At 52.8% G+C, this 14,890-nt stretch carries 13 protein-coding genes; all 13 read right to left on the bottom strand.

The features are described from left to right. Nucleotides 1-30: 30 nt before the first annotated feature. Nucleotides 31-1,368 (bottom strand): replication-associated recombination protein A, encoded by a 1,338-nt coding sequence (locus MWU62_RS09235; RefSeq protein ID WP_247114580.1) that lies wholly within the window; start codon nucleotides 1,366-1,368, stop codon nucleotides 31-33. A gap of 1 nt (nucleotide 1,369) precedes the next feature. Next, complete coding sequence (lolA, locus tag MWU62_RS09230; protein ID WP_247114579.1) at nucleotides 1,370-2,029, bottom strand: outer membrane lipoprotein chaperone LolA; 660 nt, start codon at nucleotides 2,027-2,029, stop codon at nucleotides 1,370-1,372. A gap of 13 nt (nucleotides 2,030-2,042) precedes the next feature. Beyond that, nucleotides 2,043-4,640: a DNA translocase FtsK gene (locus MWU62_RS09225; RefSeq protein WP_247114578.1), complete on the bottom strand. Its 2,598-nt coding sequence runs from the start codon at nucleotides 4,638-4,640 to the stop codon at nucleotides 2,043-2,045. Nucleotides 4,641-4,653: 13 nt separating this feature from the next. Continuing rightward, on the bottom strand, nucleotides 4,654-5,889 hold the full coding sequence (locus MWU62_RS09220) for an O-succinylhomoserine sulfhydrylase (protein WP_247114577.1): 1,236 nt from the start codon (nucleotides 5,887-5,889) through the stop codon (nucleotides 4,654-4,656). A gap of 26 nt (nucleotides 5,890-5,915) precedes the next feature. Next, the gene (purF, locus tag MWU62_RS09215; RefSeq protein WP_247114576.1) at nucleotides 5,916-7,442 is read right to left on the bottom strand and encodes an amidophosphoribosyltransferase; all 1,527 of its coding nucleotides are present in this window, start codon (nucleotides 7,440-7,442) and stop codon (nucleotides 5,916-5,918) included. Nucleotides 7,443-7,476: 34 nt separating this feature from the next. Beyond that, nucleotides 7,477-8,013 (bottom strand): CvpA family protein, encoded by a 537-nt coding sequence (locus MWU62_RS09210; protein WP_200360629.1) that lies wholly within the window; start codon nucleotides 8,011-8,013, stop codon nucleotides 7,477-7,479. A gap of 91 nt (nucleotides 8,014-8,104) precedes the next feature. Then, the gene (locus MWU62_RS09205; RefSeq protein WP_247114707.1) at nucleotides 8,105-8,785 is read right to left on the bottom strand and encodes an SPOR domain-containing protein; all 681 of its coding nucleotides are present in this window, start codon (nucleotides 8,783-8,785) and stop codon (nucleotides 8,105-8,107) included. A gap of 110 nt (nucleotides 8,786-8,895) precedes the next feature. Next, the gene (gene folC / locus MWU62_RS09200; protein ID WP_247114575.1) at nucleotides 8,896-10,197 is read right to left on the bottom strand and encodes a bifunctional tetrahydrofolate synthase/dihydrofolate synthase; all 1,302 of its coding nucleotides are present in this window, start codon (nucleotides 10,195-10,197) and stop codon (nucleotides 8,896-8,898) included. Then, nucleotides 10,181-11,107, bottom strand: coding sequence for an acetyl-CoA carboxylase, carboxyltransferase subunit beta (gene accD / locus MWU62_RS09195; RefSeq protein ID WP_247114574.1), 927 nt, complete (start codon nucleotides 11,105-11,107; stop codon nucleotides 10,181-10,183). Before accD ends, folC begins: the two co-directional genes overlap by 17 nt. A gap of 52 nt (nucleotides 11,108-11,159) precedes the next feature. After that, a complete protein-coding gene (gene trpA / locus MWU62_RS09190) occupies nucleotides 11,160-11,972 on the bottom strand; it encodes a tryptophan synthase subunit alpha (RefSeq protein WP_247114573.1) in 813 nt (270 codons plus the stop codon). 31 nt (nucleotides 11,973-12,003) lie between these two features. After that, complete coding sequence (gene trpB / locus MWU62_RS09185) at nucleotides 12,004-13,200, bottom strand: tryptophan synthase subunit beta (protein WP_247114706.1); 1,197 nt, start codon at nucleotides 13,198-13,200, stop codon at nucleotides 12,004-12,006. Between the two features lie 60 nt (nucleotides 13,201-13,260). After that, complete coding sequence (locus tag MWU62_RS09180; RefSeq protein ID WP_247114572.1) at nucleotides 13,261-13,878, bottom strand: phosphoribosylanthranilate isomerase; 618 nt, start codon at nucleotides 13,876-13,878, stop codon at nucleotides 13,261-13,263. Next, nucleotides 13,875-14,786 (bottom strand): tRNA pseudouridine(38-40) synthase TruA, encoded by a 912-nt coding sequence (gene truA, locus MWU62_RS09175; protein ID WP_247114571.1) that lies wholly within the window; start codon nucleotides 14,784-14,786, stop codon nucleotides 13,875-13,877. Before truA ends, MWU62_RS09180 begins: the two co-directional genes overlap by 4 nt. Nucleotides 14,787-14,890: the final 104 nt, after the last annotated feature.

The raw sequence follows: 14,890 nt of genomic DNA, 5'->3' as shown, positions 1-14,890 counted from the left end.
GGCTAGCGTTGGCGCAACGCCTGCAGGGGTTCAGGTATGGCGTTTTCTAGAGCTTTGTTCGTTGAGCGCGTCAAGCCGCTGGCGCTTCTCGGCGAGTTTGATTTCCAAACCACGGTTAACGGGCTCATAGTAGCGGCGCTGGTGGATGGCCTCTGGCAAATAGGACTCCCCTGCAGCAAAAGCATCCGGTTCATGATGGGCGTAGCGATAAGAATCCCCGTGGCCCATGCTTTTCAGCAGCTTGGTGGGCGCGTTGCGCAAATGCACAGGCACCTCGTAATCCGGATCCTTGCGTATATCGGCCATGCATTGATTGTAGGCCTTATAAACCGCATCACTTTTCGGAGATAACGCCAGATACGTCACCGCTTGCGCCAACGCCAACTCACCTTCCGGGCTGCCCAAGCGCTCCTGAACATCCCAAGCTTCCATACTTAGTTGCAGCGCTCTTGGGTCTGCGTTCCCTATATCTTCGCTTGCGATACGCACCAAACGGCGGGCAACGTAGAGCGGATCACAGCCGCCATCGAGCATCCGGCACAACCAATATAGCGAACCGTCCGGATCTGAGCCCCTAACCGACTTGTGCAACGCCGATATCTGGTCGTAGAAAACATCCCCGCCTTTATCAAAACGTCGCAAACTGGTTTGCATCACCTGCTCAAGGTGCTCTGCATTTACCCGGTTTACTCCCTGGCTGTCTGGCTCGGCCAAATCAGCCGATATCTCTAAAATATTCAGTGCCCTGCGCGCATCGCCGCCAGATGCAGCCGCCATAACCTTCAGCACATCATCTGCTACGGCAAGCTGACCGCCAAAACCCTCCTCTGAGCTGAGCGCGCGGGTGAGCAAGCGGAGAATATCCGGTTCTTCCAGATTCTTGAGCACGTAGACACGAGTGCGCGAAAGCAGAGCGCTGTTGAGCTCAAACGAGGGGTTTTCCGTAGTGGCACCGACAAAAATAAAAGTGCCATCTTCTATGTGCGGCAAGAAGGCGTCTTGCTGACCTTTATTAAAGCGATGAACTTCATCCACGAATAGAAGCGTGTCCTGCCCCTGTGATTGCTTACGATTGCGGGCACGCTCAACGATGGTGCGAATATCCTTTACGCCGCTAAGTACCGCAGAAACTGTTTCAAAGCTGAGACTACCAACGCTGGCAAGGAGTCTTGCAAAAGTGGTTTTGCCAACTCCCGGCGGCCCCCACAGAATCATAGAGTGGAGCTGGCCCTGTTCCACGGCCCTGCGAAGAGGTTTTCCCGGGCCCACAAGGTGAACCTGCCCAACGTAGTCTTCAAGGCTTTCCGGGCGCATGCGCGCCGCCAGAGGCCGGAAACCGACCTGCTCTGTGAACAGGCTGTTTTGCATGTCAGCTTTCGTCCCGAATTACGTCAACGCCCTCCGGGTACTCAAGAGCAAACGCGCTCTTTTCCACCGTTTCATTAAGCCGGATATGATCAAAGCTCAGCACACTAAGCTGGGACAAAGAATCCTGCATGCGCATTTCCTGCAATTCCTTCTTAAAGAATGTAAGGCGCAGAGATACAAATAACGAATCTTCGCTTTTCGGTTCGAGGGTAAACTCCCGGATGTCATCGCTGACTTCGCGGCCGGATACCCGATAGGTATCCTCCAGGTTGTCGACCTCGCCACTCAGTAGCAGCGCTGGCGTAGTTTGAACCCGGTCGTCGAGATTGTGAACGGTTACCTGTTCCAGATCAGGGTCATAGACCTCGACACTGTCGCCGTTACTGACGATAAACTGTGATAGTGGAGCACTGGTTTCCCAGTAAAACAAACCCGGCCTTTTGGCTTTTAAGGAACCACGGGTTTCCTGAACTTTACTTCCGTTCTCGTTAACCACTATTTGAATAAAGTCCGCTTGATAGGTTTCGTAACTACCCAGCAAAGAGGCCAATTCCGCCGTTGCACCATTTTTTCCGGCTGCTGCCGCTGAACTGCTGAACACCAGTGCAAGGGCCAATGCCGTCACTAGAGTGGATAGGTGCTTTAAGAAATACTGTTGCATAAAACTACGACTCCTAATCTCTCGGTGGGGGCGGTGCCAGTACTTCACGGGCGCCGTTGTGGCCCGCCGAACTGACTACCCCGGACGCTTCCATAGCTTCGACCAGATTGGCCGCCCGGTTATAACCTATCTTGAATTTTCTCTGTACGGAGGAAATGGACACCCGGCGCCCTTCCGTTACGAACGCAACGGCTTCATCGAAAAGTGCATCACCTTCACTGTCCCCGCCCTCAGATAAGGTAGGAACTCCAGGCAGATGTTCGCCTTCAGCGCCGTTAAGCACATCATCCACATATACAGGCTCACCCCGGGCTTTCCAGGCACTCACCACCCGGTGGACTTCATCATCGTCCACAAAGGCGCCGTGAACACGCACAGGAAGCCCTGAGCCGGGAGGCAAGTAAAGCATGTCTCCATGCCCTAGAAGCTGTTCTGCCCCGCCCTGGTCAAGCACGGTGCGTGAGTCAATCTTGGAGGACACTTGAAACGACATACGGGTAGGGATATTGGCCTTGATCAAGCCGGTAATCACATCCACCGACGGTCTTTGGGTTGCCAATATTAAATGGATGCCTGCCGCCCTCGCCTTCTGGGCGATTCGGGCAATCAACTCTTCAACTTTTTTGCCCACAATCATCATCATGTCGGCAAATTCGTCAATCACTACAACGATGAACGGCAAATGCTCAAGTTCGGGGCGTTCTTGCTCGTCATTAGCTAAAAATTCGTCTGGCTTCCAGAGGGGATCAAGTAGTGGTTCGCCAGCTTCTGCCGCGTCTTTTACCTTGCGGTTATAGCCCGCGAGGTTTCGCACGCCCAGACTGGCCAAAAGTCGATACCTGCGCTCCATTTCGGCCACACACCAACGCAGTGCATTTGCGGCCTCTTTCATATCGGTAACCACCGGAGCAAGCAGATGAGGAATGCCGTCATAAATGCTGAGTTCCAGCATCTTAGGGTCAACCATAATGAACCGAACATCTTCAGGCCCGGCCTTCAGCAGCATGCTCAGGAGCATGGCGTTGACGCCAACTGATTTACCAGAGCCAGTTGTACCGGCAACCAACAGATGCGGCATTTTTGCCAGATTCGCAACCATAGGGTTGCCGCCAATGTCGTTGCCCAGCGCCATGGTTAACGCTGAGCTGGATTCACTGAACACTCTTGCGCTTAGCACTTCGCTGAGGCGAACTATTTCCCGCTTTTCGTTGGGAATCTCGATACCGACCACCGACTTGCCCGGAATAACCTCTACAACTCGCACACTCAACACAGCAAGAGAACGGGCCAAATCTTTGGCAAGGTTGGAAATTTTACTCACCTTAACGCCCGCGGCAGGTTTGATCTCAAAGCGTGTTATAACCGGACCGGGGTTTACTTCCACCACCTCGGCAGACACGCCGAAATCACCCAGCTTTTCCTCAAGCAAGCGCGACATATGCTCTAAAGCCTCTTCGGAGTACCCACTTTCTTTGTGCTCCTCGGGCGGATCAAGCAGCGAGATCGGCGGAATGGGGCTTTCTATATCTTCAAGGAGAGACGGTTGAGCATTTTTTCCAGTCTTTACTTGCCCTGACTGTTCATCCTTCTTGAAAGGCGATATTTTCAGCGAACGGCCGCCCGAGTTTTCCGAGGTTGTACCCTTATCGGCTGGCGGCTTCTGATCACGGGTTTTCACGGGCGCTTCATCCCGGGAACTGAAGCTTTCGAGCCGTGCGGGTTCTGGATCATCTCCCGCAGAGAAACCTTCAAGTGCCGGCTCTAAGCGCTCACCCGTCGGTGTTGCAGGTTTAGCTTTCGCCTTGTTCCTTGGCCCAAAGCCAGAAAGACTATGCCACCAACGTTTTTTAGGCTTGTCCGTGTTGTTATCTGCACCCGATGCAGCCAATGGCGCAGCAGGTTTTGTTTTTTGAGCCGGGGGGCTCCGCGAAGATTCAGGGGTTGTCTCGGGCGTAGATTTTGTCTTATCGGATTGCACCAGACTTTTAAGATATTGCCCAAACCGCAAAGTCAGCCCGCCGAGTTGGTCCATAAGCCAGAACCATGAAAGTCCGACCGTCACAGTCAGTGCAAACAGAAAGATGGCAATAAGTAAGAGTGTGGTCGCAGGCAGGTTAAAAAACCGAACCATAGCGTCTGAAACGGCAGTACCGAGAACCCCCCCAGAGGAGGCACCCAAACCAAAAACAGAATAAAGCGAAAGCAAGCTTGTAGCGGAGAGTAGAATCAGCAAAAAACCGCCAAAACGCATCAGAAACAGCGGCCAATGCAGATCCAGCGACTCATTCCGGAGGCGAATCAGCATCACGGCATAGCCTGCCACCATCATCGGAAACAAATAGGCAACATGACCGAAAAAGTCCATTAACAGGCTTGCGAGCCAAGCGCCGGACCGTCCTGCCGCATTAAGCACACTTGTCTCATGGCCAATACTGGCCCAACCCGGATCCGCAGGATTGAAGGTAACCAGAGCCATAGCCAGATAAATACAAAGGGCTATGAGCCCAATTACCGCGCCTTCACGGGCACCTTGCGCGGCAAGGCGGCGAAAACGCAGTTGCTTGTCTGTAAGTTGCTGTGGTGATTGCTTCGCTTTTGCAGATTCGGCCATGAATGCTCAAACGTTAAGTGTTGCTTGCGTTCTGAAGAGCCTGAAAACCTCGGTACAAATCTGTTTTCAGGTCTTCAACTGCTTCTATTCCCACCGAAACCCGTAGAAGGTTTTCGGTTATGCCAGCTCTGGCTTTATCTTCCGGAGACAAGCGCCCGTGGGTAGTGGTCGCCGGGTGTGTAATAGTGGTCTTCACGTCACCCAAGTTAGCGGTAATTGAAATCATTCGGGTTGCATCGATAAACGCCCAAGCTTCTTCCCGACCGCCCTTCAAACAAAATGACAGCACCCCACCAAACCCTTTCTGCTGTTTTTTTGCAAGGGCGTGCTGTGGATGGCTTTCGAGTCCGGCATAGTACACATGCTCTACTTCCGGCTGCTGGTCTAGCCACCTAGCCAACTCTAACGCATTGTCACAGTGGGCTCGCATACGGATTGGTAAGGTTTCCAAGCCTTTGTGGAATACCCAGGCATTGAACGGGCTCATAGTAGGACCAGCAGACCTTAAGAAGCCATACACGTCATCCATGAGCTTGGCCGGGCCGACCACCACACCGCCCACGCAACGGCCCTGCCCATCCAAATACTTGGTCGCCGAGTGGATCACAATATCCGCACCATGCTCTAAAGGCCGCTGTAGTACCGGGGTCAGAAAGCAGTTATCGACCACAAACAAAGCGTTATTATCATGGGCAAGCTTCGCCAGCGCCGCCATATCGGCCACTTCGCAAAGTGGGTTAGACGGGGTTTCAACAAACAGCATCCGGGTGTTTGAACGCACTGCCGAATCCCAATCTTGCGTGTCCGTCAGGCTCACAAATGTGGTTTCAACACCAAACTTCGCCATGTATTTCTGGAACAGCACGTTGGTGGTTCCGAATACACCCCGTGAGCAAATCACATGATCACCACTTTTCAGCAGTGCCATACAAGTGCTGAGAATGGCGGCCATACCTGAAGACGTTGCAACCGCCCGATCGCCACCTTCCATCGCAGCTATGCGGCCTTCGAATGCCTGAACCGTAGGGTTGGTAAACCGGGAGTAGATGTTGCCCGGCTCGTCGCCGCCAAAGCGAGCCGCCGCTTGAGCCGCGCTGCCGTATACAAAGCTCGATGTGGGAAAAATAGCATCGCTGTGCTCAAGTTGGGCGGTACGCAGCTGCCCTGCCCTCACCGCCAAGGTATCCAGAGACATACCCTCAAGATCCGATTCGGGAATCTGGACAGTTTCTTCGCGATGAAAAGTCATGAGCGTCTCCTGGTAAGGCTCGGTAATCAGTCTTCGTCGTTGTGGAGGTCAATAATGCCGTTATCGCCAGAGGCGGATTCAACGCCTCCAGACCGTTTTAAATCATTTCGGGCTTCATCGAGGCGATTAAGGTATGCCGAGTCAATATCCCCGGTTACGTACTCGCCGGTGAACACCGAACATTCCCAGCCATCGATATTGTCATTCACGTCGCTTACACAGGTCACCAAATCTTCAAGATCCTGATACAGCAGCCAATCAGTGCCTATAAGCTCGCCAATTTCGTCAACTGTCCGGTCATGCGCGATCAGTTCAGTGGCTGATGGCATATCGATACCGTAAACGTTGGGGTAACGAACCGGAGGCGCTGCCGATGCAAAGTACACGTTTCTGGCGCCCGCATCTCTGGCCATCTGAACGATTTCTTTGCAGGTGGTGCCCCTAACAATGGAGTCATCCACCAACATTACGTTTTTACCTTTGAACTCCAGATCAATGGGGTTCAGTTTCTGGCGCACAGACTTCTTGCGCATGGTTTGGCCGGGCATGATAAACGTGCGGCCGATATAGCGATTTTTAATAAAGCCTTCGCGGAACTTCACACCCAACCGGTAAGCCATCTGCATGGCTGATGTACGGCTGGTGTCAGGAATTGGCATAACCACGTCGATATCGTGATTTGGGCGCTCCCTCAGCACTTTATCCGCCAGAGTTTCACCCATGCGTAGCCGTGCTTTATATACCGAAACACCATCGATTATGGAGTCAGGACGCGCAAAATAAACGTGCTCGAAAATACATGGGTAGAGCTTAGGCTGCTGAGCACATTGCTGGGTATAGAGTGTGCCGTCAGTCTCGATGTAGACCGCCTCACCCGGAGCTATATCCCTTACCAGAGTGTACCCGGCAGCACTAAGAGCAACGCTCTCAGATGCGATCATATATTCCTTGCGACCGCTTTCAGAGGTCCGCTCGCCATAACACGCGGGGCGGATGCCGTTAGGATCGCGGAAACCCACAATGCCGTAACCCGTAATCATGGCAATAACCGCGTAGGCTCCACGACAACGCTGATGCACGGCGCGCACGGCGGAGAATATTTCCTCTTTTGTCGGGTCAAGCTTGCCCAGTTTTTGCAGCTCGTGGGCAAAAACGTTCAACAGCACTTCCGAGTCTGAATTGGTGTTGATATGGCGCAGATCGGTTCGAAACAGGTCCTGACTCAACTCATCGGCGTTGGTAAGGTTGCCGTTATGGGCCAGAGTAATCCCGTAAGGGCTATTCACATAAAAAGGTTGCGATTCAGCAGAACTAGCGCTACCTGCAGTGGGATAGCGCACGTGGCCTATACCAACGTTGCCTACCAATCGATGCATGTGGCGGGTATGGAATACGTCCCGTACTAATCCGTTATCTTTGCGCAGGTAGAAGCGATCATCCTGAAAAGTCACTATGCCCGCCGCATCCTGGCCCCGGTGTTGAAGTACAGTCAGCGCATCATAAAGCGACTGATTGACGTTGGAAGTACTGACGATGCCGACAATGCCACACATGGATAGAGTAATCTCCGGGTGTTAATTCTGAATGTTAGCGGGATGCGGACGTGGGTTCCACGGCCGTTTGGGGTTCCGGTTCGAGAAAACGGGCAAATTCGTCACCGAATGTTCGCCGGGACCAATCTTCAACGACCGCCAGACGATCAATCATGACGGACGTCCTCCACCAGGTATCCTGAGCCAGAGGGGTGTAACGGACAAATGCAATCGCAACAATGACCACAACAAGCCCGCGTAACAGGCCAAAGCCCATACCCAAAACCCGGTCAGTTGCTGAAAGCCCCGTAGCGCGGACAAGGTGCCCGATCATATTGTTGATGATAGCGCCAACAATGAGGGTTCCGAAAAAGAGAATGGCGAAGGCTGCGATCAGTCGCACTAACGGCGTTTCTACCGTGTTCTCAAGCAATGCTTGCATTTGAGGGTGAAAAGTACGGGCAAGTATGAAGGCGCCCACCCAAGTCACCAGAGACAAGGCCTCTTTAACAAAGCCTCGCTTCAGACTGATGAGAGTGGAAACTGTAATGAGGGCAATGATGACCCAGTCAATCCAGATCAGCGCTTCCATGGAAGTCCCGGTGAAGAAAAGGAAGCGCGAATTCTATCAGGAAACCCCGGTTCACCAAACCGCCTGAATGATATAAAGCAGAACAAAAGCGTTATTTATCGCCGGAAGTAACCAAACTATTCAGGCTGAACGCCTCATCCAAAGCAAGCTTAGCGGCTTCTGCTTTCGATTTTTCAGCGAAAGGCCCACTGAAAACCCGTGTAAGCGTCACATCACCCCGAACAACTTCCTGAAGATGAGAGCTGTACCCCTTATCGCGAACCTTGTCACGAAGGCGCCGGGCATTGTCACCATTGCCAAAGCTACCTAACTGCACCACCCACGCGCCCTCCAGCGACCGCGTAAATTCCGCTCGATCCTGCTCAGCTACCACTTCGGGCTTTTTCGGCTCCGGCGCGGGTGACTGAGTGTCGTTAGCTGCAGATACTGCGGTTTTTTGCGATCCATTTTCAGCCGGCGCCGGTTTTTCCAACGCCTTTTCGGCCTTAATGTTATTGCTTACAACGGGCTCGCTAACTGGCGCATCACCTTCTAGAATCCTGAAACCCTGATCATCCTTATCTTCAGATTGCGAAGCGCTCTGCTGATAGGTAGGCGGGGTTGCCAGATCAGATTCTGGCGCTTCCACTTCCGGGAAAGGAGGCTCTTCGGGAATATTGATGGAGGTAGATGTGCGCTCAGAGTGGGGCTCGTCGAAAACCATAGGAACAAAGATAACAGCCAGCGAAATAAGAACCAGCGCCCCAATGATTCTTTGCTTCAGTCCATCCACGTGTCTTGGCTCCTCGCTCATTTTTTCGTGAATCATACTAACTGTCTGCTTGCCATAACTCAAAGCTCTGCACCTTGCTATGGACAAAGTTTAAGGCGGGGTAACCTCGCTTATACAAGCAACGAGCGCGTCTCGGCAACGGTAAAAAAAGAGCCAAAAACAATAATGATGTCGTCCGAAGCCGCTTGGCGCTGTGCTGCAGTAATCGCAGCTGTTACAGAACTGTGAGTGAACATCTCATTCAATGAACAGGAATCTAGCTTTTCGGCTAAGGCTTCCGAACTTAGCCCACGGGGCACATCAAGCCCGGCAAGATGCCAGCAATCTACAACCGGTGCCATCGCGCGAGCCACGCCTGCCACGTCCTTATCGGCGAGCGCCGCGTACACAGCGTGAACCTTTCGGCTCCCGCGCTTAAGAACCTGCAACTGCGCTGAAAGCCAACGGGCGGCATGGGGGTTATGCCCTACATCAACATACAGGTCAGGTTCGTGCCGAAGACGTTCGAAACGCCCCGGCACACTGACTTTGGACAGAGACGTTTCGATCAAAGATATTGGCATGTCCGGCGCAAGTGTTCGCACAGCCATAACTGCCGCAGCCACGCTTGGAACCGGCAAAGGCCCGACGGGCATTTGGATTACCTGATCCTGAGCATGCAGGGAGACAGTTAACTCGCCTGAGTCAGAGTTGATTTCCTCAATGGTGTAGTCCTTGCCGGCTCTTTGAAGCACCACCTTCTGGGCGGTTGCCTGCTGAATAACGGAACGAGGCGGGTCCATGTCGGCAACGATAGCCGGTATACCCGGACGCAGGATGCCCGCTTTTTCGAAACCGATAACCTCACGGTTATCCCCGAGAAAAGCCACATGATCGATATCCACAGAGGTTATAATCGCAAGATCCGCATCAATCACATTTACAGCATCAAGTCGCCCGCCAAGGCCCACCTCAAGAATCCAGTCCTGAACACCTGCTTCAGCAAGAACAACAAACGCTGCCAAGGTGCCAAACTCAAAGTAGGTCAATGTTACGGAACCACGGGCAGATTCAACTTTTTCAAACGCAGAAATCAGAGTCGCATCGTCAACATCCTTGCCACCAATACGGATTCGTTCGTTGTAATTCTGCAGGTGCGGTGAGGTGTAGGCGCCGGTGCTTCGCCCTGAAGCTTGCAAAAGTGCTTCAAGCGTAGCTACTGTGCCGCCCTTCCCGTTGGTTCCGGCAACGGTAATCACCCGCGCATTGGGCTTACGCCTGAACAGCTTGCGCAGCACAAGAAGCACTCGGTCAAGCCCGAGGTCAATTTCGGTAGGGTGAATCGATTCTAGCCAGAACAACCATTCGTTAAGAGTAGCACCAGCCCCCGGTGCTTTCGGGGGCTGTGATTTTGGATTACTCGGCTGGGACATCAACGTCGGGCTTTTCCGTTATCTCAAATTCAATGGGCTCGTCTGTTCCAGGCCGTTCTTGCCCGGTGAACTTCGCCAATACGTGAGCAATGCGTTCACGCATTTGATGGCGATGCAGAATCATATCGATAGCCCCGTGCTCCAGCAAGAACTCGCTGCGCTGAAAGCCCTCGGGTAATTTTTCGCGAACTGTCTGCTCAATAACCCGCGGCCCCGCAAAGCCAATCAATGCGTTGGGCTCCGCTATATTGAGATCGCCTAGCATTGCCAAACTCGCGGATACACCACCGAACACCGGATCAGTCATTACCGAGATATACGGAATGCCTTCTTGCTTCATGCGCTCTAGCACCGCAGCAGTTTTAGACATCTGCATCAGCGAAAGAATCGCTTCTTGCATCCGAGCACCACCACTGGCAGAAAAGCAGACGAGAGGAATACGTTCTGCAAGCGCAATATTGGCTGCCTGAACAAACTTCTCACCTACAACCTGCCCCATGGAGCCGCCCATAAAGCCAAACTCAAAAGAACACGCAACCAAGGGAACGCCGAGCGTTTTACCCTTCATGGCAACCAGCGCGTCTTTCTCACCTGTAGCCTTCTGAGCTTGCACCAAGCGATCTTTATAACGCTTGGAGTCCTTGAATTTGAGCCTATCCCAGGGTTCGAGATTTTCTCCAATTTCTTCCCGACCATCTTCATCAAGGAAGATATCGAGACGACGACGGGCAGCCACTCTCAGGTGATGATTGCACTTGGGGCAAACATCCAGATTTTTCTCCAGCTCCGGCTTGTAGAGAAAGGCTCCACATTTGGGACATTTTTTCCAAAGCCCTTCAGGCACACCTGTTCTGCGATTGGATTCCGAGCGAATTTTGCCCGGCATTATCTTGTCCAGCCAGTTACTCATGGTTTCATCCTGTCCTTTGATTCCGGTCTGCCCTCACCCTTCACCTTTCGGCTCAGGAAGCCAGACTGTCCAGCGCTTCACGCATAGGGTTGAGCAGATCCGTCAGCGCCCTTTTAAGCGCGTCGATATCGGTCTGATTTCTGGCTATTGTATCCACCAGAACACTGCCAACAATTACACCATCGGATACCCGCCCTACGGCCGCCGCTGTTTCTGCATCGCGAATACCAAAACCAACGCCAACGGGCAGAGCTGTCAATTTGTGGATATGGTCTACCTTGGCCGCAACTTCATCCACATTTATTTTGGCAGCACCGGTTACGCCATTAAATGAAACATAGTACACATATCCGGAAGAGTGGTCGGCAATTGCCCGAATTCTGTCATCGGTTGTGGTTGGCGCCAGCAAGAAAATCGGATCCAAACCCCGCTGCGCAAATAACGGGGCAATCTGATCAGCCTCTTCCGGTGGTAAATCCACCGTGAGAATGCCGTCAACACCTGCTTCTACTGCCGCATCTGCAAAAGCTTCATAACCCATGGCTTCGATAGGGTTAAGGTAGCCCATCAATACCACCGGAGTGGCATTATTGGTTTTTCTAAACTCACTCACGATGGCTAAAACCCGGCGTATCGATGTGCCATGCTTGAGAGCACGCTCACAGGCCAGCTGAATCACCGGTCCATCGGCCATCGGATCTGAGAAAGGCACACCCAGTTCGATGATATCAACACCGGCATCCACCATGGTATGCATTAGGCCCACGGTTTCGTCGGGGTGGGGATCACCGGCGGTAATAAAGGGAATAAGTGCCTTGCGGCCCTGTCCTTTGAGGGTCTGGAGAACCCCTTCGATTCGGCTCATGCCTGCTCCTGTCGGTTAATCAGACCATTGTTTATAGTTCGATACCATCCAACTGCGCAATGGTATGGATATCTTTATCGCCGCGACCGGATATATTAATGACGACCATCTGGTCTTTATCCATCGTGGCCGCAAGTTTAACAGCGTAAGCAACCGCGTGAGCCGTTTCCAGTGCGGGCATGATGCCTTCAACCAGTGTCAGCATGCGGAATGCTTGCAGGGCTTCGTCGTCGGTTACCGACACATAGTTGGCCCGGCCAATATCTTTTAACCAGCTATGTTCCGGGCCTACCCCAGGGTAATCCAAACCGGCGCTTACGGAGTGCGTGCCCGCGATCTGGCCATCTTCGTCTTCCATCAGGTAAGTACGATTGCCATGAAGAACGCCCGGTCGCCCAGCGCACAAAGGTGCCGCATGTTGCCCGGTTTCTATACCGAGCCCACCGGCTTCTACGCCATAAAGCTGCACAGACTCGTCGGTAAGGAACGGATAAAACATACCGATCGCATTAGAGCCACCACCCACACAGGCAACCAACGCATCCGGCAGCTTTCCGGTTTTTTCCAGCGACTGGCTGCGGGTTTCACGGCCAATAACCGATTGAAAATCACGCACAAGCAAGGGATAAGGGTGTGGGCCTGCGACGGTACCAATGATGTAAAAGGTATCATCAACGTTGGTAACCCAATCACGCATGGCGTCGTTCATTGCGTCTTTGAGTGTGCGGCTACCGCTCTCGACAGCGTGAACTTTGGCGCCAAGTAGCTTCATGCGATACACGTTCAACGATTGCCTCTGAACGTCTTCAGCACCCATAAAAACGTGACATTCCAGACCTAAACGAGCGCAAACTGTAGCTGTCGCAACGCCATGCTGCCCCGCACCTGTTTCCGCAATGATCCGCTTCTTGCCTAAAAAGCTGGCGAGCAAAGCTTGACCAATGGTGTTGTTTACCTTGTGTGCCCCCGTGTGGTTTAGATCTTCCCGCTTCAGCCAAATCTGTGCACCGCCGGTTTCGCGGGTCAGTCGCTCGGCAAAGTACAAGGGGCTTGGCCGGCCAACATAATCTGCGAGGTCTTTGTCGAACGTTGCTTGAAATTCCGGATCCTTCTTGAGCCGCAAATACTCCCGCTCAAGGGTCATTAGGGAATCCATCAGCGTTTCGGAAACAAATCGTCCGCCAAAAGCGCCGAAATGCCCTCGCGCATCCGGCAGTGCCGTCAGCATTTCTTCAGTCAGTTTTACAGACACGGTGAACCTCTCTGTTAGACACGGTGAGCCTCTCCATTAGGCACGGTGAGCCTCTTTAATAAATTCAGACATTTTCTCGATGTCCTTGATACCTTTGCTCTTTTCAACACCACCACTGACATCAACAGCCCAAGGCATTACCTTCTTTACGGCGCCGAATACGTTATCAGATGACAACCCACCGGCCAATATGAGAGGCAAGGTGCGTTCAGGCGGAATCAAATCCCAGTTGAACGACTGCCCGGTGCCGCCAAACCGTTCAGGATCCCAAGCATCAACCAAGAGCCCGCTGGCAAGATGGTAATCGTTGAAGGCTTTTGCAATTTGCCCGGCTCGTTGAACCCTCACTGCTTTGATCCAGCGCCGTTCGAACTGTCCGCAAAAATCTGCTGACTCATCCCCGTGGAACTGCAGCAAATCCAATGGTACGCGCTTTAGAACATCTCTAACTTGCGTTTCCGGGGGATTAACAAACAGGCCAACAAGAGACACAAACGCAGGAATATGCCGGGCAAGTACCTCTGCTTGCTCTATAGCCACGGCACGGGGGCTGGGCTCATAAAACACTAAGCCTATCGCGTCCGTTCCGCTCGCAACCGCCGCTTTGATATCCTCAACACGGGTCAAACCACAAATTTTGACTCGTGTTCTCATGATACTTCTACCGGCTTCTGTTTCGGGTGAATGTGAGTTGGGTGAACCGGCCTGTTTTCTGACGGGCTGAACCAAGGTCTCAGAAAACCTGGTCCGCATTCAGCGGCAGGTATGCCGAGGCCCTCAGGGTAACCAACGTCCACCAGATACAAACCGTGGGGCGCTGCGGTTACGCCAGCTAGCCTGCGATCCTTTGCAAGCAAAATGTCGTGAATCCAGCATGACGGCTTATTTCCAGCGCCTACAGCCATAAGAGCCCCAGCGATATTTCGAACCATGTGGTGCAGAAACGCATTGGCCTGCACATCAATTACGACGAAGTTCGCTTTCCGGGTTACCTTTATTTGCTCGAGGAAGCGTATTGGCGTTCGGGATTGACAGCCAGCAGCACGGAACGAAGAAAAATCATGCTCCCCGACCAATGCTTGGGCGGCTTCATGCATTAGCTCGGCATCCAGTTTGCGAAACGTCCAGCTTACCTGGCCTCTTTGGATACCGGGGCGCACGGGGCTGTTATAGATAACATAGCGGTAGCGTCGGTACACAGCAGAAAAGCGCGCGTGGAAGTCCTCGCGGGCATTCCCTGCCCAATGCACAGCGATATCAAATGGCAGAGCGGTGTTAATACCCATAACCCATGAACGGAGCGGTCGAATGGCTGAAGTTTCAAAATGCGCGACCTGATAACTCGCGTGCACTCCGGTATCCGTTCGGCCCGCACACACGAGGTTAACTTTATGATCCGCAACTTTCTCAACAGCTTTTGTAAGCTCTGCTTCTACCGAGCGAACGCCGGATTTCTGCAATTGCCAGCCGTGAAAACTCCGGCCATCGTACTCGAAAGCCAAAGCAACACGCCCGGCGCCGATGGCATTATCCGTTGTGAGTTCCTGAGGGTAGAGAAACAAATGTAAATCCGGAAAGTATGTTGCTGTAAAAACAAAGCGCCGACTGCTACCGGGGAACTCCCCGGCGTCAGTCAGCGCTTGCTGCCTTAATTAAACGATTATAA

The sequence above is a fragment of the Marinobacter sp. S6332 genome, from assembly GCF_023016045.1.
Taxonomy (GTDB): Bacteria; Pseudomonadota; Gammaproteobacteria; order Pseudomonadales; family Oleiphilaceae; genus Marinobacter.
This window is presented reverse-complemented; position numbering and strand designations above follow the sequence as displayed.

What these genes read in the sequence shown, in the direction of transcription:
- trpA (WP_247114573.1), bottom strand. Translation starts at nt 11,972, where the DNA reads ATGAGCCGAATCGAAGGGGTTCTCCAGACCCTCAAAGGACAGGGCCGC.
- accD (WP_247114574.1), bottom strand. Translation starts at nt 11,107, where the DNA reads ATGAGTAACTGGCTGGACAAGATAATGCCGGGCAAAATTCGCTCGGAA.
- folC (WP_247114575.1), bottom strand. Translation starts at nt 10,197, where the DNA reads ATGTCCCAGCCGAGTAATCCAAAATCACAGCCCCCGAAAGCACCGGGG.
- trpB (WP_247114706.1), bottom strand. Translation starts at nt 13,200, where the DNA reads ATGCTGACGGCACTGCCGGATGCGCGAGGGCATTTCGGCGCTTTTGGC.
- MWU62_RS09235 (WP_247114580.1), bottom strand. Translation starts at nt 1,368, where the DNA reads ATGCAAAACAGCCTGTTCACAGAGCAGGTCGGTTTCCGGCCTCTGGCG.
- MWU62_RS09180 (WP_247114572.1), bottom strand. Translation starts at nt 13,878, where the DNA reads ATGAGAACACGAGTCAAAATTTGTGGTTTGACCCGTGTTGAGGATATC.
- purF (WP_247114576.1), bottom strand. Translation starts at nt 7,442, where the DNA reads ATGTGTGGCATTGTCGGCATCGTCAGTACTTCCAACGTCAATCAGTCG.
- lolA (WP_247114579.1), bottom strand. Translation starts at nt 2,029, where the DNA reads ATGCAACAGTATTTCTTAAAGCACCTATCCACTCTAGTGACGGCATTG.
- MWU62_RS09220 (WP_247114577.1), bottom strand. Translation starts at nt 5,889, where the DNA reads ATGACTTTTCATCGCGAAGAAACTGTCCAGATTCCCGAATCGGATCTT.
- MWU62_RS09225 (WP_247114578.1), bottom strand. Translation starts at nt 4,640, where the DNA reads ATGGCCGAATCTGCAAAAGCGAAGCAATCACCACAGCAACTTACAGAC.
- MWU62_RS09210 (WP_200360629.1), bottom strand. Translation starts at nt 8,013, where the DNA reads ATGGAAGCGCTGATCTGGATTGACTGGGTCATCATTGCCCTCATTACA.